Origin of the sequence: Streptomyces sp. NPDC093591, from assembly GCF_044764885.1 — a bacterium.
Classification (GTDB): domain Bacteria; phylum Actinomycetota; class Actinomycetes; order Streptomycetales; family Streptomycetaceae; genus Streptomyces.
In genome coordinates this window covers 543,855-562,843 of sequence record NZ_JBIWIY010000002.1, presented here as the reverse complement: position 1 = coordinate 562,843, position 18,989 = coordinate 543,855, and the positions used below count along the sequence as shown (strand labels likewise).

General features: G+C 71.1%; 21 protein-coding genes. 1 reads left to right on the top strand and 20 read right to left on the bottom strand.

Annotation, left to right across the window (positions count from 1 at the left end):
• The first annotated feature begins 153 nt into the window (after positions 1–153).
• On the top strand, positions 154–702 hold the full coding sequence (locus tag ACIREI_RS05825; RefSeq protein ID WP_403327732.1) for a hypothetical protein: 549 nt from the start codon (positions 154–156) through the stop codon (positions 700–702).
• Between the two features lie 21 nt (positions 703–723).
• Here ACIREI_RS05825 and ACIREI_RS05820 read toward each other — a convergent pair whose 3' ends face one another.
• From ACIREI_RS05820 to ACIREI_RS05725, 20 genes are all read right to left on the bottom strand, one after another.
• Positions 724–1,578, bottom strand: a complete 855-nt coding sequence (locus tag ACIREI_RS05820; protein ID WP_403327730.1) for a DUF317 domain-containing protein — start codon at positions 1,576–1,578, stop codon at positions 724–726.
• 98 nt (positions 1,579–1,676) lie between these two features.
• The gene (locus ACIREI_RS05815) at positions 1,677–2,471 is read right to left on the bottom strand and encodes a winged helix-turn-helix transcriptional regulator (RefSeq protein WP_403327728.1); all 795 of its coding nucleotides are present in this window, start codon (positions 2,469–2,471) and stop codon (positions 1,677–1,679) included.
• 30 nt (positions 2,472–2,501) lie between these two features.
• On the bottom strand, positions 2,502–2,987 hold the full coding sequence (locus tag ACIREI_RS05810) for a type II toxin-antitoxin system RelE/ParE family toxin (protein WP_403327726.1): 486 nt from the start codon (positions 2,985–2,987) through the stop codon (positions 2,502–2,504).
• Complete coding sequence (locus ACIREI_RS05805; protein ID WP_403327724.1) at positions 2,984–3,790, bottom strand: hypothetical protein; 807 nt, start codon at positions 3,788–3,790, stop codon at positions 2,984–2,986. Before ACIREI_RS05805 ends, ACIREI_RS05810 begins: the two co-directional genes overlap by 4 nt.
• 1 nt (position 3,791) lies before the next feature.
• Positions 3,792–4,391 (bottom strand): DUF4913 domain-containing protein, encoded by a 600-nt coding sequence (locus ACIREI_RS05800; protein ID WP_403327722.1) that lies wholly within the window; start codon positions 4,389–4,391, stop codon positions 3,792–3,794.
• A 95-nt stretch (positions 4,392–4,486) separates the two neighbouring features.
• Entirely contained in the window at positions 4,487–5,410 is a 924-nt protein-coding gene (locus ACIREI_RS05795) for a DNA cytosine methyltransferase (RefSeq protein ID WP_403328057.1), read from the bottom strand.
• On the bottom strand, positions 5,403–5,693 hold the full coding sequence (locus tag ACIREI_RS05790; RefSeq protein ID WP_403327720.1) for a DNA cytosine methyltransferase: 291 nt from the start codon (positions 5,691–5,693) through the stop codon (positions 5,403–5,405). Before ACIREI_RS05790 ends, ACIREI_RS05795 begins: the two co-directional genes overlap by 8 nt.
• Positions 5,683–6,285 (bottom strand): hypothetical protein, encoded by a 603-nt coding sequence (locus ACIREI_RS05785; protein WP_403327718.1) that lies wholly within the window; start codon positions 6,283–6,285, stop codon positions 5,683–5,685. The genes ACIREI_RS05790 and ACIREI_RS05785 overlap by 11 nt, the downstream gene beginning before the upstream one ends.
• Positions 6,282–7,466: a DnaB-like helicase N-terminal domain-containing protein gene (locus ACIREI_RS05780; protein ID WP_403327716.1), complete on the bottom strand. Its 1,185-nt coding sequence runs from the start codon at positions 7,464–7,466 to the stop codon at positions 6,282–6,284. The genes ACIREI_RS05785 and ACIREI_RS05780 overlap by 4 nt, the downstream gene beginning before the upstream one ends.
• Positions 7,463–7,699, bottom strand: a complete 237-nt coding sequence (locus tag ACIREI_RS05775) for a hypothetical protein (protein WP_403327714.1) — start codon at positions 7,697–7,699, stop codon at positions 7,463–7,465. Before ACIREI_RS05775 ends, ACIREI_RS05780 begins: the two co-directional genes overlap by 4 nt.
• A 102-nt stretch (positions 7,700–7,801) precedes the next feature.
• Positions 7,802–9,595 (bottom strand): type IV secretory system conjugative DNA transfer family protein, encoded by a 1,794-nt coding sequence (locus ACIREI_RS05770; protein ID WP_403327712.1) that lies wholly within the window; start codon positions 9,593–9,595, stop codon positions 7,802–7,804.
• A 127-nt stretch (positions 9,596–9,722) separates the two neighbouring features.
• Complete coding sequence (locus tag ACIREI_RS05765) at positions 9,723–10,553, bottom strand: hypothetical protein (RefSeq protein WP_403327710.1); 831 nt, start codon at positions 10,551–10,553, stop codon at positions 9,723–9,725.
• On the bottom strand, positions 10,447–10,944 hold the full coding sequence (locus tag ACIREI_RS05760) for a hypothetical protein (RefSeq protein ID WP_403327708.1): 498 nt from the start codon (positions 10,942–10,944) through the stop codon (positions 10,447–10,449). The genes ACIREI_RS05765 and ACIREI_RS05760 overlap by 107 nt, the downstream gene beginning before the upstream one ends.
• A gap of 32 nt (positions 10,945–10,976) precedes the next feature.
• Positions 10,977–11,747, bottom strand: a complete 771-nt coding sequence (locus ACIREI_RS05755) for a hypothetical protein (RefSeq protein WP_403327706.1) — start codon at positions 11,745–11,747, stop codon at positions 10,977–10,979.
• 29 nt (positions 11,748–11,776) lie between these two features.
• Positions 11,777–12,496, bottom strand: a complete 720-nt coding sequence (locus ACIREI_RS05750; RefSeq protein WP_403327704.1) for a hypothetical protein — start codon at positions 12,494–12,496, stop codon at positions 11,777–11,779.
• A gap of 85 nt (positions 12,497–12,581) precedes the next feature.
• Complete coding sequence (locus ACIREI_RS05745; protein WP_403327703.1) at positions 12,582–13,649, bottom strand: hypothetical protein; 1,068 nt, start codon at positions 13,647–13,649, stop codon at positions 12,582–12,584.
• A gap of 330 nt (positions 13,650–13,979) precedes the next feature.
• On the bottom strand, positions 13,980–15,494 hold the full coding sequence (locus tag ACIREI_RS05740) for an ATP-binding protein (protein ID WP_403327701.1): 1,515 nt from the start codon (positions 15,492–15,494) through the stop codon (positions 13,980–13,982).
• 20 nt (positions 15,495–15,514) lie between these two features.
• Complete coding sequence (locus ACIREI_RS05735; protein ID WP_403327699.1) at positions 15,515–15,970, bottom strand: DUF6238 family protein; 456 nt, start codon at positions 15,968–15,970, stop codon at positions 15,515–15,517.
• A gap of 47 nt (positions 15,971–16,017) precedes the next feature.
• Positions 16,018–17,487, bottom strand: coding sequence for an SCO6880 family protein (locus ACIREI_RS05730; RefSeq protein WP_403327697.1), 1,470 nt, complete (start codon positions 17,485–17,487; stop codon positions 16,018–16,020).
• Positions 17,488–17,589: 102 nt separating this feature from the next.
• On the bottom strand, positions 17,590–18,972 hold the full coding sequence (locus ACIREI_RS05725; RefSeq protein ID WP_403327695.1) for an ATP-binding protein: 1,383 nt from the start codon (positions 18,970–18,972) through the stop codon (positions 17,590–17,592).
• Positions 18,973–18,989 lie beyond the last annotated feature (17 nt).

The following is an 18,989-nucleotide window of genomic DNA, read 5'->3' as shown; positions in this document are numbered from 1 at the left end:
ATGGCAGCGGCGGTTCTTGCAGCCGCAACAAGCGTGTACACAGCGGTCCTTCAACGGCGCTCCCTTCGTGAGAGTGTCGCCGCGCAGTCCGAGGCCGCACGACGCGAGAGAGCTCGCGAGATACGGCATGCGGCCTACGAGACATTCCTTCACGTGGTGGACGAGGTGGATGATGCGGCGGAGCACCTCTACGAGGAGGACGACGGGCAGGCCTTTCGCTCCGCAGTCCTCAAACTCAAGAAGGTGTCGGCGAGCATTGAGTTGGCTGGCCCTCCGGAAATGGTCCGCTATGCCGACGAGGTGAATGAGTCCTGCGGTGGCACATACGGAATGAGTGTTGCTGAGGCTCCTCAGCAACGGGCTTGGCGACGCCTTCGCGAACTCCGCAACAGTGAGACCCACTTGGTGAACGGCTCGTCAGGCCAGGCGACAACTGCTGAGGCCGCTCTCGTCGCCCTCATCCAGGCAGCCGAAGGTGACGACGACACCGTCACGCTCAACGCACGAACCAATGCAGCCGCCGCCCTCAACGAGTTGGATGGGTTGACCTTCGAGGACAAGGAGGAGTTGCTTCTCGATGCGATGAATCCCGACCGCCGGGACCTGACCCAAGACCGGGAACAACTGCGTGCTCGGCTTGCAACAGCCCGGTCCCGCTTCTACGAAGCCGCACGACCTTACCTCGGCACTCACGACGGCTGACGTCACACCGGAAGGAGTGCGTTAGCGCTGCCGTCGGGACCCGGTGCGTGCGGGGAGTGGATTGGGTGTGGCCGGGCGTGGTGGTACGGACATCGCCAGGCTGTTCGCGCTGCGGGCGAGTGCCGCTGCGGCCGGCGGGCCGAGCCCGGCCGTCTCCACGTGGGTCACTGAGACGAGTGAGCGGTGACGGTCGGGGATGTGGTCCAGGGCGCGCCGCACCGGGGTGGGGTCCGTGAACGCGGCAGTGGAAGCCGCAATGAGGTGCTGCGGGGTGTACCGGCTGAAGAAGGTCCGCCAGCTCGGCGCGTACACGCGGTCGGTGCCGGCGGACATCCGCCACGTCGACTTCTCGGGCGTGAGCAACTCGTCGTACTCGTGGAGCCAGCCGACGCGCATCTGATAGGCGGCGTGGCCGTCGGGGGAGACCGTGCGGAACGGCCGGGAGCCCTGCACCGGCTCCCACCCGTGCTGCGCGGTCAGGGAGGCGGGGCTGATGCCCGTGTGGTGCTGGCCGCCGCTGAGGTAGTCGGCGAAGTTGTTGTGCAGGCCGTCGACGAGGGTCTTGGTGAACGCGGCCACGATCTCGTGGGGCGTGTTCCGGTCGAACGTGGTGATCCAGTCGGGGACGCCGAGCGGGTCCTCGGCGTAGGAGATGGTCCACCCGCCGTAGAAGCTCTCTACGGCGTTGGCGACGCGTACGCGCTGGCACGGACTGGTGTAGTAGGTGTCGGTGCCGAAGGCGATGGCCTTGGTCCAACCGTGGGCGAGGTCAAGGGCGTTGAAGATACTGCGGCTGTCGCCAGGGCCGGCGAGGTAGCCGGGGCTGACCAGGACATCCGAAATCGGGTCGAGGGCGAGGGGATCCGGGCTGGGCATGAGACGGCCTCCGGGCGGCGGGGCACGGGCGGCTGAGCGGCTCGTGTTGGAGCATGAGGGGGTGGTCGCGCGGCGAAGTCTGGGGGCGGGCACTCGGGTCACCTGGTTCGGGACGGGTGGGAGAGTGCGGTGACGTACGCCGGGACGTGCGGCTCGGGGGCGGAGACGTGCGAGAACAGCTCGGAAGCAGCCGCAGGACTGCGGCGCACGGCGGCGCTCGCCCGTACGGCCTGCTGAGCTGTCGCACCGTGCTGGTCCGGGCGAGCCGCTGCTGGGAGTGCCTTGCGGGCGAACTCGGCGAGTTCGGCGTACACGGGGGTGAGTCCGCGGGCCGCGGACGTCAGGGTGTACTCGGAGCCTCGGCCGGAGAAGGGGCTCGTGCGGGTGAGGAGCCGGTCGTTCTGCAGCTGCGTGATGCGGTAGTGGAACGAGCCGGTGGCGAGTGCGGCCTCGTTTCGCAGCGCGCCGTTGGGAAGGGGGCCGTACTGCGCGAGGGCATGGAGGAGGGGGATCGCGCCTTTCCCACGCAGTCGGCCGAGTGCGTCTTCTACGCGCTCCGCCTCCGCGAGCGACGCCACGTCGTCAGCGAGGTGGGTACGGTGCCAGGCCGAGATCGCACGGTGGACGGACCGCGCATCGCGGCCGAGCGGTGTGAGGTCGTACACCCCGAACTGAGGCCGGTCCAGGAGACCGCTCGTCTGCATGCGGCGCACGATCTGGGCCATGGCATGGACACCTATCCACGGAAGCGCGGAGTTGATGTCGGCAAGGCGCATGGGGCCGTGGTGCTGGATGGTCTGCAGGGTCCAGGTGGTCCAACGGGGCGAGAGGCGGGCGACGGCCTGGTCCACGAGTTCGGTGTGACGGGTGGGTGAGGGAGAGAGGCTGGGCACGTGAGGTCTCCAAAGGGTGGTTGAGCGCCGTCAGCGGGACCGCGTGGCTCGTTCCGACGTGGTGCGGTTCGTGGCAGTGGTCCTCGCCGCAGGCTGCTGGGTACCGGTGACTGGTCGCACGCTGCGGTGGCGAGGAGAGCGGGCCGTAGCGGCTTGGGCACGTCGGTCGTGCGGGTTCGCAGCGGTGGCCGCCCGCTCGCGCTCCAGCCGAAAGGCCGCGGCGCGGTAAGCGGCATGGTCCTGGCGCTCACCGACCGCGAGCAGGTAGATCTCCCGTTTGTGCTGGGAAGAGGCGGGAGCATCCCGGTACTGGATGACCAGGCGCCAGCGGGTTTCCGGGTCGACGTAGACCTTGTGACAGCCGGCCAGTTCGCGCTGGAGGGCGGCGCCGCGTTCGTTGCCGTGGACCAGGTGCTGCAGTTCCAGCAGGGCCAGGTCGCGGATCTTCTCCGGGACGGCGCGCAGATCGGCCAGTGCCTCGGGATGGGCGGCGAAGGCGTACCGCGCCCGGCTCATCGCGTGCTCCTGCGGGAGCGCGTCGCAGCAGGTTCCGCTGATCGTGGTGGGGAGACGGGTGCGGGAGCCACGGCGAGGCCGTTGCCGCCGATCGTGGAGCGAACGCGGGCGGCTGCGGCCCGGCGGCCGAAGGCGCCCGGTGAGGCAGGTGCCAGGGGGAGCGGCGAGTCCCGCTCCACGACCCACGTGTCCGCTTCCTCGGCGCTGGGGAAGACACCCTCCCGCACGGTGTAGGTGTGCATGTCTTTGGTCGTCTCTTCGAGGAAGAGCCGATACGGCGCGTCCGCCGAGTCGGGGTGGCTGTCGTAGACGAGGGTGCGGACCTCGACGCCGACGTCGAAGGAGGACGGGTTGTCGGTGTAGTGGTCGAGGACCTCGTACCGGTTGCCGGGGTTGGTCCGGAGCAGGTCCTCAAGGCGGGCCGTGACCGCGTCGGCCGGGCGGGGCCCGTGGTGGGGGGATCCCTCGGCGGCTTCCTGCGGGCAGCCCCGGCCGATCAGCCAGCGCTGCGCCAGCGGAACGACCGGGTGGCGCTCGGACGCGAAGTCGAAGGTGCGCTGCTCGATGTCGCGGGTGATGTGCAGCGTGATGTACTCCGCCGTCCCGGGCATGTCCCAGATCGCGGACCGGTCGTACAGCAGCAGGTAGCTGTCCCGGCCGTCGGCGCTGTGGTGCTCGGCGAAAGGAACGAACAGATCGTCTGAGAGCGTGACGGAGAAGAAGTCGTCCTCGATCTGCGCGGTGGCGGCCTGGAAGCCGTCGAGCCGGTAGTCCGGCGCAGGGGGTTCGTACGCGTGGGCCATCTCAGACTCCGGCGGGCTCGGGCGAGGCCAGCAGCCGGTGGTGGGGGCGGGCCGCACTGGTGGTGCAGGCGCCGAACGGGCCGTCCGCGGTGCGTAGTTGGAGCAGGGCCGGGTCGAGGTGGTCGCGGTGCCAGGTGGAGGGACCGGTGAGGCCGGCCTGGACGTCGGTGAGTTGCTGCCAGGCGAGCCAGAGGGCGTGCAGCCGGGCCACGGCCTCGGGGTGCTCCTGCCACTGCCGGCACCACGGGCGGCCGGTGGTGATCTCCCGTCCGTAGACCGGCAGGAGCAGGTTGTGCACCCAGTTGGTCAGCGCGGCCAGCTCTTCGGCGTATGCCTTGGTGCCGAGCGCCAGGATGAAGACGGAGGCCGGGCCGTCGTTGGTATTGCCTTCGGCTGGTGCGGAGGCCGACGCCGGGCTTTCAGGGTGAACGGGATCGGCCGGTTCGCTGTCGTCCTCGGACGGCTGGTCGTCGGTGAGCCGGGCGAGAGTCTCGCCCTGCTTGCGGCTCTCGGCGACGAGCCGGGTGACCGTGGCGACGAGGTCGTCCAGGTCGTGGTCCGGTATGCGCACCGGCTCGCTCTCGTGGGCGGATTCGGACATGGCTACCCCTGGTGCAAGTTCTGGTGGGTGGGATGTCGAGGTTCCGGAGAAACGGGGGTTTGGCCCGGCCGGGAAACGGGTGTAGAAGGCGCAGGTCAGCGCGGCGCGCGATGGCGGCATCCGGTCCTCGGTGGGGCCAGGTTCTGCACGGCGCGGGCGGCCTGCTGGGGAACAACTCCGTTGCCCAGAGCGGTCAGTTGGGCGGGGCGCCCCAGTCCGGGTGTGTCGGTCACCCAGCCGGGAGGAAGACCTTGCATCCACTCCACGAACCGCGCACTGAGGCGACCGGCGTCGTCGGTTGGCCGCGGTGCGGGACGGGTGGCGTGTTCCCAGCGGGTGATCGCGGCGGCGTACGGCCCCCAGATCTCGGCCCGTCCTGCTGGTGCGCCGGATCCCCGAACAGCGGCGTTGCGTGCGTGCGCGGGGTCCTGCTGGCAGCGCCCTTCCGCTGCCCTGTCGTTCGTGTGGGCGTGGCATCCGGGGTGGGACGCAGGCGTGCTGCCGCCGAGGGCAAGGTCAAGTCGCCGTTGCCGTGGCGCTGGTTGGGTGAGCCCTTGGTGCCGTCGGAGGCCTTCGGGGTGGGCAGGAGCCACTCGATCTCGTCCGCCAAGTTCGGGCCGTGGCCGCCCTGCTTGCGTTTCGCCGGGTGCTGGCTGCCCCCGTTGGCCCCGAGGTTGCTGGTCGGGGTCTTGAGCAGCGGTGATCCGTCCGGATGGCCAGGCGGCGAGGAAGATCCGCTCTCGGCGGTGCGGGGCTCCGACGTCGGAGGCACGAAGCACACACCAGCGCGCATCGAACCGGATGTCGGCCAGGGAGCCGAGTACGGCACCGAGTGCGCGCACAGCAGGCTGGCCTGCGGTGTCTCCCAGACACCACGGGCAGAGTTCCACGTTGCCAGGGGAACCGGCGGGCGAGGTGAGGAGCCCTCGGACATTCTCGATCACCACCAGGCAGGGGTTGAGGGCTTCGATGGCACGGACGACGTGGTGCCACAGGCCGGACCGGGTGCCATCAGCCAGTCCGGCGCGGCGGCCGGCGACGGAGACGTCTTTGGCAGGGGAAGCCGGCCGTCATGACACACACCTCCGGGACATTGGCCCAGTTCACGGCCGTGATGTCGCCGAGATTGGGCACGGTGGGCCAGTGGCGGGCCAGGATCCGGGCGGCACCTGGATCGATCTCGGCGTGCCAGGCGAGCGAGCCTCCGAGGGCGGCCTGGACACCGAGGTCCAGGCCGCCGTAGCCGGAGCACAGGCTCCCGATCAACGGTGGCGTCCCCACCGAGGTCAGGTCAGCGGCCATGGCGGGGTGCCGGAGTGTAGGCGAGACGGACGGGACCAGGGGCCGGCGCCTCCGTGGGCAGGCGGTAGATCGAGTTCGTCGGCCGTGCCGAACGACTCAGCGCTGCAAGCACGCGCGGTGGCGTGCCGTCCAGCCGGTCTGCCGCGCCCCGCAAGGTGTCGCTCACCTCTTGGAGATCGTCGCGTACGAGCTCCATCCGCTCCTGGACGACATGGAACGCCGCCGCACGCGCGTCGCGCAGATCCGCCGACTCGGGGGCCTCGGCGAAGCGGCGCAGGAAACCGAACTGGGCATACGCCTCGGTGTAGTTCTCCATCGCGCGTCCCGCGGGCACCGCCGCCGAGGTGTACGCGTCGATGACCGGTCCGAAGTCGAGCCCGGGGTCGTCGTCGACGGCCCGGAACAGGACCTCGTCCGACAGGTCCTTGACCAGCCCTGTCAGCGTGGTCAGTTGTCGGGATGCGGTGACGAGATCGAGGAGATCGCTCGCGGCTTGGGGGATGGTGATCTGAACGCGCAGCTGGTCGAACTCCCGGGCAACGGCGTACAGCTCGTCCTTCTCCAGGCCGGCGCGGCCAATGTGGTCTGTCATGACTGGCTCCGGCGGGTGGCACGGTCGGGAGTAGGGGCATGCGGGGCCGCGGTGGCCGTCGGAGCCGAGGCGGCGGTGGCGCGGGGGCGGCTACGGGAACGGGCCGCGTCGACGCGGGCCTCAGGCGGTGCAACGGCTGGCACACTGCCCGGGCGCGGTGGTGCGGGCTCGGTGCCGGACGCGACCTGTAGGCGACGCCGGACCTCGTCGAGCGGGCCCAGGGCGTGCAGGGCGTACCCGATCAGCCGTCCCGGGGCCAGGGACTCGTCGTCGGCCAGCGCGCGCACCTGACGGGCGGAGGCCGCGGCCGTGCGGACGAGTGAGGCCTGGACGACCTGCTCGCCGAAATACTCGGCCACCCCGGAGAGGGACAGCGGATCGCAGATCCGCAGAACGCGTTCGGCGTCGAGCGTCCCGTCGGACAGAGCCCCCCGGCGCTGCGTTTCCCACAGCACGGTCAGCTGATCGATGGGCTCGCCGCGGTGATGCAGTGCGCCCAGAGCGCGGTAGATCTGCTGATGGCCGATGTCCGCGAAGTCGCCGGGATGCAACCAGCCGACAACGTCGAGCAACTGCTCGGGCCGGGCGCTGATACAGCCGAGAAGAAGCTCCTCGTCGGCGAGAACCTGTTCGTCGACGGGCTGCGCCTGCGGGGAGGGTGACGTGTTCGGCGACGGGGGCTGCACCGGCCGTGGCTCGGTGCCCCACCGGTGGGCGAGATCGGCGAGCACGTCGGCCAACACCTGGGCGTGGTGGACCGTCTCCTCGACTCCACCGCGGACGGCGTCGGCACGCGCGGCCTGGTGGAGTCGGATGGCGTGCTGGGTGACGCTGCGATGGATGGCGCCATCCAGGACCATCCGCCCGTAGACGGGGGCATGGGTGGCGCGCGGGCATGCGGAGATCAAGGAATGGGCGTATGACGCGGTGAGCCCACGCGTCCAGGTGCCGGCCTCCTGCACGGTGTCCGTCACCCAGGAGAGCGGGATCGGGTCTCCGCTCTTCCCCGTTGTGGCCGGGTGGCCGTCGGCGCGGAGCTTGACCATCGCGGCGTAGAGGGCGGCGTGCGCCGGACGGTAGAAGTGTTCGGGCCGCAGCCAGGGCGAGAGATGGTCGAGCTGGCCGGGGTCGAGGAAGACCGAGCCGAGGACGGCCTGCTCGGCTTGGATGAGCGGCGTCACCGCTGGTCCTCACCTACGGCCGTGCGCTCGGTGCGCAGGTTCGCGACGGCGCCGTCGGCGGCGGCCATGTCGGCGGCGAAGCGGTCCAGTTCGCCGGTGAAGACCGGGTCCGAGGCGGGCACGGTGCCCGTCGGCGTGACCAGCCACCAGTGGCCGCCGTGGCGTACGGCGGGAGTACCGGCAAGCCGCGCGGACGGGCGGATGGACGTCCAGGTTGGTACGGGGTGGGACACAGGAGACACCTCAAGAAGAACAAGGGGAGGCGAGCCGCGGCTCAGGGACGCGATGGGCCGTACGTCCGCGTCTCGTGCGCGCGTCGTGCCGGGCCGGGGCGGTCATGCCGCCGGGCCGAAGTCGTCGCGGTGCAACTGCTTGGCCAGCGCGCGCTCGGTGATGGCCGCGGTCGCCTGGGCGGAGGCGGCGCCGAGTCGGTCGGCCTCCGGTTCGCGGTACCAGGGCTTGAGGTCCAGAAGGGCGGGGCGGACCCCGGTGGCCAGCAGAAGCGCGGAACCCTTGGGCAGGGCTCGGATCGCGTCGGCCGGCAGCACGCGCTCCTGGCGCATCGACACCGACGTGGACTTACCCGACTCGCTGGTGGACACGGAGACGGTGCGTACTTCGTGGTCGCCGACGAGGCGGGAGAGTTTGTCCGCGAAGTCGGCGTCGTCGATGCCGGAGCCGACCAGCTTGATCGTCGCGGCGGACCACAGGGCGTCCATGCCGGCCTCGCCCCAGACCCGTACGCCCTGGCGGTAGGACTGCAGGATCGTGATCGGGATGACGCCCCGGGACCCGAGGTGGGAGTAGAGGTCCGGGAGGTCCGCGATCTTGCAGACGTTGGCGGCCTCGTCGAGGATCGCGAGCAGCGGGGCATCGAGGCGCCCGCCGTCGCGTTCGGCCTGGATGACGGCCGCGCGCATCACCGCGTCGGCGGCTGCGGCGATGATCGCCGAGGCGGAGCCGCCGCCGTCCTTCGACAGCAGGAACAAGGTGTCCTTGCTGGTCGCGAACGCCTCCGGCTTGAACTCCCGTACCTTCTCCAGGGCGCTGGGAGGGGTGACCCAGGCGGCGATGCCCGGGTCGAGGAGGCAGCTGGCGTACTGCCGGGCGGTCTCGAAGATGCCGTCGCGGGTCTCGACGGCTCCGGCCACGGTGCCCTGGAGCTGGGCGGCGACAGCGTCGAGGCCGGCGTCCTGCAGGAGGTCGATGGGGGTGCGGTCGGCAGGGGAGGCGAGCCAGGCCAGCACGTCGGTGATCGGCCGGTGGTCGCGGGCTGCGGCGAGGAACAGCGCGGTGAGGGTGTTGGCGGCGGCGGTGGACCAGAAGTCGCCCGCGCTGGACTCGTCCACCGAGGCGGTCACGAAGTGCCCGGCCAGCCGCCGGGCTCCGGCGAGATCGTGGGCGTCGGCGAGGATGTCCCACCACATGGTCTGCGGGGCGTGGGCGATCTGCTGCGGGTCCAGCGTCCACACCGTGCCCATGCGGGAGCGCTCGTCGAGGGTCGCCGTGAAGGCATCGCGGGCCGCCTTGTTCGAGGTCAGCAGCACCGGGCCGGGGGCGCGCAGAATCGCGGGGATCGCCAGACCCGAGGTCTTCCCGGAGCGGGGCGCCATGATCGCGAGGAGCACGTCCTCCCAGGAGGAGCGGACCTCGGTGCCGCCCGGCTTCAGCGTGCCGAGCAAAACGCCGCGGTCGTCCGGGGCGACGGCCTTGGGCTTGGTGCCCTTCAGGCTGGGCCGCAGGTCGATGGCCTTCGCGGCGATCTTCTTGGGGAGCAGGTCGGCCAGGTCCCGCTGATCGGCCAGCCCGTTCGGGTCCCGGCGAAAGCGCAGCCATAGTCGGGTGCCGAGGACGGCTGCCCCGGCGAGTGTGGCGGCGGGCAGCAGGTAGCAGCCGGTGAGGACGGCGGGCCGTGCGAGATGCGGCCAGACGCGTTCGGGGTGCAGGAGCGCGTCGGTCGGCTGGAAAGCGGCCCACGGGTCCGAGCCGCCCACGGCGTTGGCGAGATTGCCGAACAGCCAGGCCAGCGAGCCTCCCGCCATGCCGAGACCGGCGATGCCGATCAGGAGGTAAAGGAGGAAGTCGGTGCCGGTGGTGGTCGAGGGCGTGCTGGTTCGCGGAGATGGCAAGGCGGGATCCAGAGGGGTGCGGACCTACGGGTGGCGGCGGGGCGGCGAATGGCTCTGGTGATCACGAGCGGGCTCCAGGCGGTTGTCGCGGTGAGCAGGGGAGTTGGACGGAGCGGTGGGGGAGCGGTCAGCGAGCCCGGCCCGGCCGGGGCGTGTCGGGCGGCGTGACGGAGGGCTCCTCGGACGCCGCGGGCGTGGCTCCGGTGCGCGGGCGCGGGGCCGTCGCGTAGTAGCTGGCGACGCCTTCCTGCCAGCTCCGCTTCGGGGGCGGTTCGAGCCTCTGCATCTCGTGGCCGGCATCGCGCACGTCCTCGGCGAGAGAGGTGAGCGTGGCAGCGGCGTCCTCGCAGCGGTGGGACAGAGCCCAGCCGTCATCGGTGTCGGCGACGTTGGCCTGCACGGCCGCGGCCTCGAAGAACTGACCGAGGCGGACGAGGATGCCGTCGTCCGGGTCCACGACGTGCTCGATGAGGTCGGCTGCTCCCGCGTATGTCTCGGTTCCGTTCAGCTGGTCGGTCAGGGACAGGATCTGCTGCCCGTAGACGCGCGTGCCGAGGGGATCGGTGGGCGTGGTGATCCGGGTGACGTCCAGGCCGGGATCGAGTTCGACCTCGTAGCCGACCGCAGCGAGCATCCGGGCGGCATAGCTGGCCATCTGGTTCTCGCGCTCCTCGCCCATGTCCCAGGGCAGGCGGTACCAGAAGGACAGCGGGGTGGTCTCGATGACGAACCCGGCACGCTTGAGAAGGGTGACGGCCAGCTCGTCCCCGCCCTCGGCGATGACGTTGCCGGTCGGCTCGCGGGTGATGACGACATCGGGCGTGGTGGACAGGGAGGCCTCCGCAGGCAGGTCAGAAGTGCGGGTTCTCGGTGGGCCGGTCGCCCCCGGTTGCGGCTGCCAGCAGCTCGGGCAGGTCGGCGGGGTCGGTATCGCGCTGGTCCAGCCACCACCCGGCACGGGTCAGGGGCCGCGCGGCGTCCTCGATGGCGGCCCACTCCGCCTCGCTGGTGGTGCCTTCGAGCACCAGGGCCGTGTACGCGGCGGACATGAGCTGGTGGCGGCAGCGCGTGCCCCAGGCGATGGCCCGGTCGGTGCCCTCCAGCGGAGGCATCCGGTACCGCGTTGACCATTCCTCCGCCTCGGCCTGCTCGGCGGCTCGCTTCTTCGCCAGCCACTCGGCCTTGGACTCGGTGTCCTCACCTTGGGTGGCGCGCCAGCAGTCGGTGCAGTCGCGCTCGGCGAGCCAGCGGGCGTAACCGGCACGCCGGTCAGCTGGACGGTCGGAGAGATCGACCTGAGTGGTGTCTCCACAGGCGTGGTTGATGGTCCAGATCTTCTTGACGGCCATGAGCCGGACTCCTTGTGCGATTGAGAGGAAGGTCAGCGCGTACGACGAGGGTTGGACGGGGGAGCTGGCGAACGGGCTGTTTCGTCCTGGGAAGTGGACTGGGCGGCCGGGCGGTTCGGGGAGGATGCGAGAGCGGCGCGGGCGCGGGCGGTGTGCGTGACGGACGGGATCTCGTGCCGGGGGAGCAGCGGTACGTCGGCCAGGGGCGGGGCGTTGTCCGGCGTCACGTCCGGCATGACCGCCAGGTCGAGCTGGGCGGTGACGAGCTGGTCGCCGAGGAAAGCGACGTGGTGGGCGATGGTGCGCAGGTGCTGGCCCAGCTCGCGGCCGTTGGCGGTGTCGAGCCGATCGCACCAGGCGGCGGCCGTGTCGATGAACTCCTCCAAGTCGCCTACGACGCCGTGGTGTTCGTCGAGGATCTGTTCAAGGACGTCGGCGACATCGGCCGAGCGGCGCAGCTCGTGCAGTTCTCCGGTCAGGGCGGTCAGTGACTGTCCGGGCAGTGCCTGGCGTCCGGGCACCCCGTCCGGCGCGGGGATCGGGGGCGGCAGCATGATGCCTGGGTCGGCGGCGACCGAGAGGCCGACGTCCTGGAACTCGCGGCTAGCGCGGGCCACGGCCCGCACCGCCGTGTTGTGCGGGGTGTCGCCGGGCAGGAAGTAGAGATCGAGGGCGTTGTTGTACCGGAAGTGGTGCTTGCCCAGCACTTCGTCGAGGAACGGGCGGTCGTCTGCCACAGCAGCGGCCACACCGAGGTCCGGGTGGACACCGAAGGCGACGTCGGGCTCGAGGTGCAGTTTCATGCTGAAGACTTCCTTTCGGTGTGGATGACCTAGCGGGCGCGGACCGGCTGCCGAGCGGCCGGGTCCGGGCGGTAGGTGACTGTGACGTCGGGCCGCTGCGGTACCGAAGTGCTGGCGCGAGCCGGGGAGATGGCGGTGGCGGCTTGGGCTCGGCGCTGCCAGGTCGCGGGAGTCGGATCGGGACGTCCGTTGCCGCGGATGTAGGAGAACGCGTCGAACGCGAGGGCCGTGCTGTCCAGTCGCGTCTCGACGTACCGCAGATCGCCTTCGCCGTGCAGCAACACGCCCTCACCTGTGCGCATGTCGGTTCCGACCGCGCGCAGCGTGCCCTCGGGATCGCGAACCTGGTCGTGTACGACGATCCGGGCGGCCCGGATGTCGGCAGCGAGCGCGTGCGAAGCGGTGAAGGCCGCCGCCTCCTCGCCGCCCAGGGCCTCCTGCACGGGGCTGTCCCACAGCCCGTCGAAGAGGCCTCGGCCAGGGGTGGGCCGGGTGGCGGGCTTGAGGTCGTACGCGGCGTCTGAGGTGACGCTGTACTGCGCGGCGCGCAGCGACTGGACGGCTTGCTGCCCGCGCCGCGTCAGGTCGCGGTTCGGCTCGGTCAGGGCGTACAGGCGGCTGCCGGGCAGCCGCTCGAAACCGACCCGCCGCAGCATGTGATCGGCGACGTGGTTGTCATGTGACATCGCGGCCACGACGCCGTACTGAGCGTGGTGGGCGACGGTGATATGCGGGCGTGTTTCCGCCACGAGAGGTGCACCTCGCAGAGGTCGGGGCCGTGCGGAGGACGAGGATGTGGGCCGAAGCCGGATTTGGCGGGGCCGGGAATCTGCGCTAGCGCGATCGACGCACGCGGTCCTGCGTGAGGAGGCCGGGCGGCGCCGCAGGGGCGGACACCGCTGTCGTCGCGACGCTCCGGCGGATCGCGTGCGGGGACCGGGCGCGGGCGGCCTGGACCTGCGTGGACTGCTGTGACCTGTGCGGACGGCCGTGCAGGGCCCGCTCGGCTCGTGCCATCTCGACGAGTGCGCCGCCGTTCTCCATCCAGGTCAGGGAGTAGTGCCAGCCCTCGGCATTGCGCTCGACGACGGCGTTTGTGAACACGGCCTCGGCGCGAGGGTGATCCGGCAGCAGCGCACCGGTGACGGCTTCGAAGTCGGCCTGAACGCGTGCGCCGCCCTCCAGGGCCTCGCGCAGCACCCGAAGCCGGTACGGCCACCGCCCATCCGCACGATCCTCCGGATCCAGGAACGGGAGCATCGCCTCGGCGTGGGCGACCAAGGCAGGGCCGTGGTCGAGGAAGGGAGCGAACAGAGCCCACATCTCCGCATCCCGTTGTTGCTGGCGCAGGTCGTAGCGCTCGTCGAGGGGCCAGTGGTCGGCGTCGCACAGGCTGTCGGAGACCGCGTCCCACTCGGCAAGCACCCGCTCGCCGGCATTTACCGCCAGGGCGACGTGTTGAACGCGTGCTTCACGTACGGCCTGCTCGTAGCGGGGAAGTAGCCGGTTGGCCACCGCCGCCGCCGCGCGCACCGGGTCCGCGTCGACGACGATGCCGTTGGGAGCGTTCACCCGGTCCGTGACATCGCTGCCGCTCGGCTGCAAGGCGGCGATCAGAAACTCACGTTTGCGCCGCGGGCGGTCGACGACGACCAACTCGCAACCGGTGTCGCTGGTGAGCACGGCGTCCCGGGACAGCACGAACTGATCGAAGGCCCAGTGCACATGCCCGAGGTCCCAGACCCGCTGCGCGAGTGGGAACTGATCGGCGTACGCGGTGTGCTCATGGGCGACGACGGTCCATGAGCCGGGCAGTCGAGCGGCGAGTCCCTGGGCAAACGCCGCAAGGTCCGCACGGTCGTTGGGCTTGCGGGCTGCGGAGGCGACCTGGCGCTCTGACACCGACGCGGCGAAACGAGATACGGGGAGGTTGCCACCGTGCGTGGTCGGTGCCCGGTCAGCCATTACGGAGGCCTGTTTCGTTGGGCGGTGGAGCCTGGCGGCCATCGAGCCGCCGGGATTCGTCAAGGGCCGCGAACGGGCCTGTGGCCAGGGGTATATGGCTGCGAGAGGCGTTGGCCGCGCTGGCGCGGAGGTAGTGCTGGACGAGCCGATGCGCCAAGCGGCGGATCGTGTTCTGCTGAGGCATGAAGGCGGACTTCCTAAGGACGCTCGGGGCGGGAACACTTGGGGGCCGGGACGTGGCACCGGCCCCTCGAACGGTGGGATTGATCAAGGACGAGTGATCGCGGCCATCCGGGCGTCCGTGTCAAACAGCTCGCGCTCCCGCGGATGCAAGAGATGTTGAGTAATGAACGATCGGCCTGCCACCTTCCACAGACCACGCCCCTTGGTGAGAGCGGAGACGGCCTGGGTCTCGACCCCGGTCAGCCCCAACAGCGAAGCGGCAGACGCGAGTTGGTCGGCTTCTTGGCGGTAGATGATCCGGGTGGAGCAGTCGGTGAGCAGGCCCTCGGCCAGGGCCCGGCCCCGGGAGCCGGCATCACCTGCGGCCAGCAGGTCGCTGAGGCGGTGGATGACCATCAGGTTGGCGATGCCCAGGCCGCGGGAGAGCTTCCACTGGCTCTGCATCCGCTCCAGCAGCGCGACGTGCCGCATGACGCGCCAGGCCTCGTCGTAGATCACCCAGCGCCGTCCTCCGGCGGGGTCGGCGAGGGCGGACTCCATCCAGGCGGAGGCGCAGGTCATCGCCAGGACGAGCGCGGTGTCATCGCCCGCGCCGCCGAGGCGCGACAGGTCGATGGACAGCATCGGCGCACTGGGGTCGAACGTCACGGTGCTCGGCGCGTCGAACATCCCGGCCAGATCGCCGTGCACGAGTCGGCGCAGAGCGTGGGCCAGGTCCTCGGCGGCATGGCCGAGACGGCCGGACAACTCGCCGAGCGCGGCATCGAGCCGCTCGGGGGAGCCGAGGACATAGGCGACCTCGCCCAGCAGCGGCGTGGTGCCGTTGGCCTCGGCGTGGGCGACGACCTGGTCGAGCGCCACATCAAGGGCGGTGTGCTCCATGGGATGCAGTTCGCGCCCCAGGACCGTCTTCGCGAGCGAGCCGAGCAGCAGTAGCCGTCGCTTGCGGACCTCGCCCCTCCAGTCCTCCTCGCTGACGCCGTATGGCCGGGCGGGTGCGTCCAGGGGGTTCAGGCGCCCGGGCAGACCGGGGCCGAGCGCGATGGTCTGCCCGCCCAGCTCCTGGGCGACGACGGTCCACTCGCCCTTCGGGTCGCAGGGTACGTAGATCCGGTATCCGAAGGCCACGGCGCGCACCGCGAGGGACTTGGCCAGGGCGGACTTGCCCATGCCGATGATCCCGGCCAGCAGGATGTTCGGATTGGTGAAGCCGTCGAGGCGCCCGTAGAGGGCGAATGGGTCGTAGGTGAAGGCCGCCTCCGCGTGGACGTCACGGCCGATGTAGATCCCCTGCGCACCCAGGCCGCCCTCCGCGAGGAAGGGATAGGCCCCGGACGCGGTGGCCGTCGTCATCCGGTGGGCGGGGAGCTTGAGACGGCCGCCTCGGGCGGAGGCCGGGCCGGGACGGCCAGCGGCCGGGTAGGTGGCCCGCAGTTCGGGGTCGTGACCGGGCGCGGTCGGGCGGGCTGCGGGGCGCGCGGCGTGCCGGGCCTGATCCCGGGCGGCGGCGAACTGATGGCGGGCGGCGCGCGCCGTGCGGCGGTCGCTCTTGCGCGGGACGAACAGCGGGCTGGCACTGGCACGGGTACGAGTGGCCATGGGGGTGGTGCTCCTGGCGGTCAGTGGCGGGTGAGGCCGGTGAAGGGGTCGCGCAGATCAGCTGGGGTGTGGTCACGGCGGACGCGGGTGGCGGTGGCCAGGTGGCGCTGGCACACGGTGAGTTCGGGCGCTCCCTCGGGCAGCCGGGCCCGGCACGCCTCCCGGGTGGGGAGGCGGCCGGAGCCGGGGTGAGGGGCTGCGTGGAAGGCGGCGTGGAGGTGCTCGGCTGCCTGCCACAGCCGGATCCGGCAAGCCCGGAGGTGGTCGCCCTCGGCCCTGGCCACCGGTGAGGTGCGGGCGGTGTGGGCGTCGAGCAGCCCGTACAGCGCGACGATGTGGGCGTGCAGGGAGTCGAGTTCGGCACGGCCGGCGGCGACCGGAGCGACCGGCATGTTGATCGCTTGGTGGAAGTCGAGCGCGGCGGTGGCGAATGGGACGAAGTCCGGAGCCAGTTCGGGGAGGGGCTCGGTCGGCATGGGGGTGCCCTTCGGTAGAGCGCGAGATGGTGGTGCGGTTGCGTGCGCTACGGGCGGGCGAGGGGCAGGGCGGCGTTGGTGAAGGCCTCGGCCTGCTGCCAGGTCAGGAGGCGCAGGTCGACGAGGGCGGCGACGGCGGCCGTCTCGATCGCGGCGCAGGCGGCGTTGAGCTGCTCGTCGGTGTCGGCGCTCACGGTGAGCAGGCCGGTGAGGGCGACGTCGGCGTGACCGGCGATCAGCTGGCGCTCGCGCTGCTTGATGTCGGCGTACTCGACCGAGTCCTCCTCGGAATCGACCTGCCCCTTGCGCTGCCGCTCGGCGGCGTCCGCGATCACGGTGGCCTTGCGACGCTGTACGTCCTTGAGCGCGGAGTCCAGTCCCTTGGGCTCGTACGTTAGCGAGAGGGTGCGGCGCACCCCGGAGGTGAACAGGAGCTGGTGCAGGAAGCCGGGTGAGGTCTCGATGCGGGGCCAGTTCTCGATCCAGAACGTGGCGTGGTGGGCCGAGTCGGTCTTGATCCGGTCGGCCTTCTCGACCAGGACGACGGGGCCTGCGGCAGCGGGCTCGGCCTGCGGGCGGCCCGAGGCCGACCACTGGTCCAAGGCGGCCGACGCCTTCGGCTCGTACGCGGTACGGATCACGGCTGCGATCTTGGCTGCGTCCAGCCAGCCGCTGGGCGTCAGACCGGCAGTGCGGGCGGCCTGGTCGAAGGTGGCGGTGAGCTGGGCCAGGACGGCGAAGCCACCGGTGAGCCCGCCTCCGGCCTGGTTGATCAGACGGCGGGCCGCCTTGAGATCGAGGGCGAGCGCGACGTACGCCTCGTGCGGGGCCGCGGCGGGGCCGGCGGCGGCCAGCAGGTCGCTGTAGATGGGGCCGGCGAGGTGGGTCGCCTCATTGCCGTGCTCGTGCCAGTAGCGGTTGAGCGCGTCGCCGGAATCAGGCACCGTGCGCTCCAGGACCTGGACCCGGGCGATGTGCCCGGTGCGCGCCAGAGCCGCCAGCGTCCGCCCCCAGCCTGCGACGTTGCTGGCCTGGGTGGCCGGATCGAGCAGCGCGAACGCACGCGAGGAGACCTTCACCACCGCGGTGAGCGTGCCGTGGTGCGGATCGTGCACCGCGCCGAAACGGCCTTGCGGGGCGGTGACCACCCGCAAGGACGCCGCCGTGCCCGGGAGATGCAGCAGGCCCTCGCGACGCGGCCGAGTGGACGGCCGGGCGAGCCAGACCAACTGGCCCCGGAAGCGGCGCAGCGCGTACCGAGCGGCGATGGGTGCCCAGTCGGCGAGGGACCGTCCGCGATGGCGGACGAACACCGCTGCCAGAATTCCCGCCCACAGCGGTATGAGCTTGAGCGCCCCAGGGACGCCGGAGGTGAGCAACACCGCGAGCAGCAGCAGGCCGGTGACGGTGACGACGATCAGCTGAGGGGCAGACAGGCCGAGCAGTACGCCGCGCCGCGAGCGATGCGGGAACTTCACGGTGGCCGGGCCGTCAGGCTGAGAGGTGTCGGAAAGCATGGCGAAGCCGTCCTTGGAACGTGGAGAGCAAGAAAGAAGAGAGGGGAGACGGGGCGGGCGGCGCCGGAGGCGACCGTTGCCGCCCGCCCCGTCAGGCGAGGGCTACGAGCCTGATCCAGCCGGCGGCTCGGGATAGACCCACCGCTGCGGCGTGGCACCGCCCTGCGCAGACGGCCCGCCCACCGGCCCGGGACGCTGTGGTGCCGGCGGATCCAGGTGCGTGACCCGCGGCTGGGCCACCGCCGCGCCCTGGGGCGTCGGCCCGGAGGAGACCGGTGCCGCGTCGGCCGCCGTGCCCTGGCCGGGACGCTGGATCAGCGGCTGCCCGCGGTCACCGTCGGTGGGAGGCCGGCGGATCAGTGCCCGGCCCTTGTCGCCGGTGGCGTTCGGGTCCTCGCCGAAGCGGAAGTGGGTCTGCTTCGGCTTGTCGCCGTCGGCGGATCCGCCGGTCGGGTCGATGCCGGAGGCGACACCGCCCCAGCCCTGGCCCGGAACCTTCGACGGGCCCTGCGGAGCACGCATGCCGGTGCCGGCCTGCATCGCGAGCTGGCCCGCGGTCTTCGCCGCACCGGCGGCCACCGCCACCCCCGCGACGCCCGTACGGTGCAGGTCGTCATGGCCGGAGCCGTCGGCCGCCCAGTGCACGAACTTGTACGTCGCGTACGGGCACAGCATCACCAGAACCATGACGACGACGCCCGCCAGAACGTCCGACAGCGCGCTGATCCCGTCCGAGGCGTCACTCTTGCCCATGGCCGAGACGCCCAGCAGGAACACGATCGTCATCAGCAACTTCGAGACGATCAGAGTCGCGGTGGCCTCGATCCAGCCGCGACGCCAGCGCCGGGCCACTTCCCAGCCGCCCCCGGCCCCGGCGAACACGGCGAGCGTGACCAGGACCAGGATGCCGACCTTCCGGGCGACCATCACCGCCCAGTACAGGAAGGCACCCACCGCGCTGCCGAGCGCGGCGATGGCTGGGAGAGTCCAGCCCAGGGCGTACATGGGCCCCAGGTTGTTGACCGCGATGATGCGGCGAACGGCGTCGTCGATGGAGGTGTTGGCCGCCTTGAACAGGCCGGCGCTGAGGGCGTCGACGACGGTGATCGCCACGGTGGTACAGGCGATGGCGGCGAACGCGAACAGGACACCGGCCACCGTGCCGCTGACCGCTTGGGCCAGGGCACGTTCGTCCCGGCGCCAGGCGGCGCGGGCGAGCTGCAGGCAGAACGTGCCGACGGTCAGAATGAGGCCGATCGGCAGCAGCAACTCGTAGTTGCTCCTGAACCACTCGGCATTCAGGTCGATGGCCGTCGTCCTGTCGACGGCCTTCGACGCCAGCTCGGCGGCGGCCTGGGCCATCTCGCCCATCGACTTGGCGATCCAGGCGCCGATGCCATCGGTGACGGCCTCGCCCGTCGATCCGACGACACCGCCGATGGTGTTGCACATCGTCTGCATCAGAGGCAGGTCACAAGCCCCCATGAGGGCACCTCCTTTCG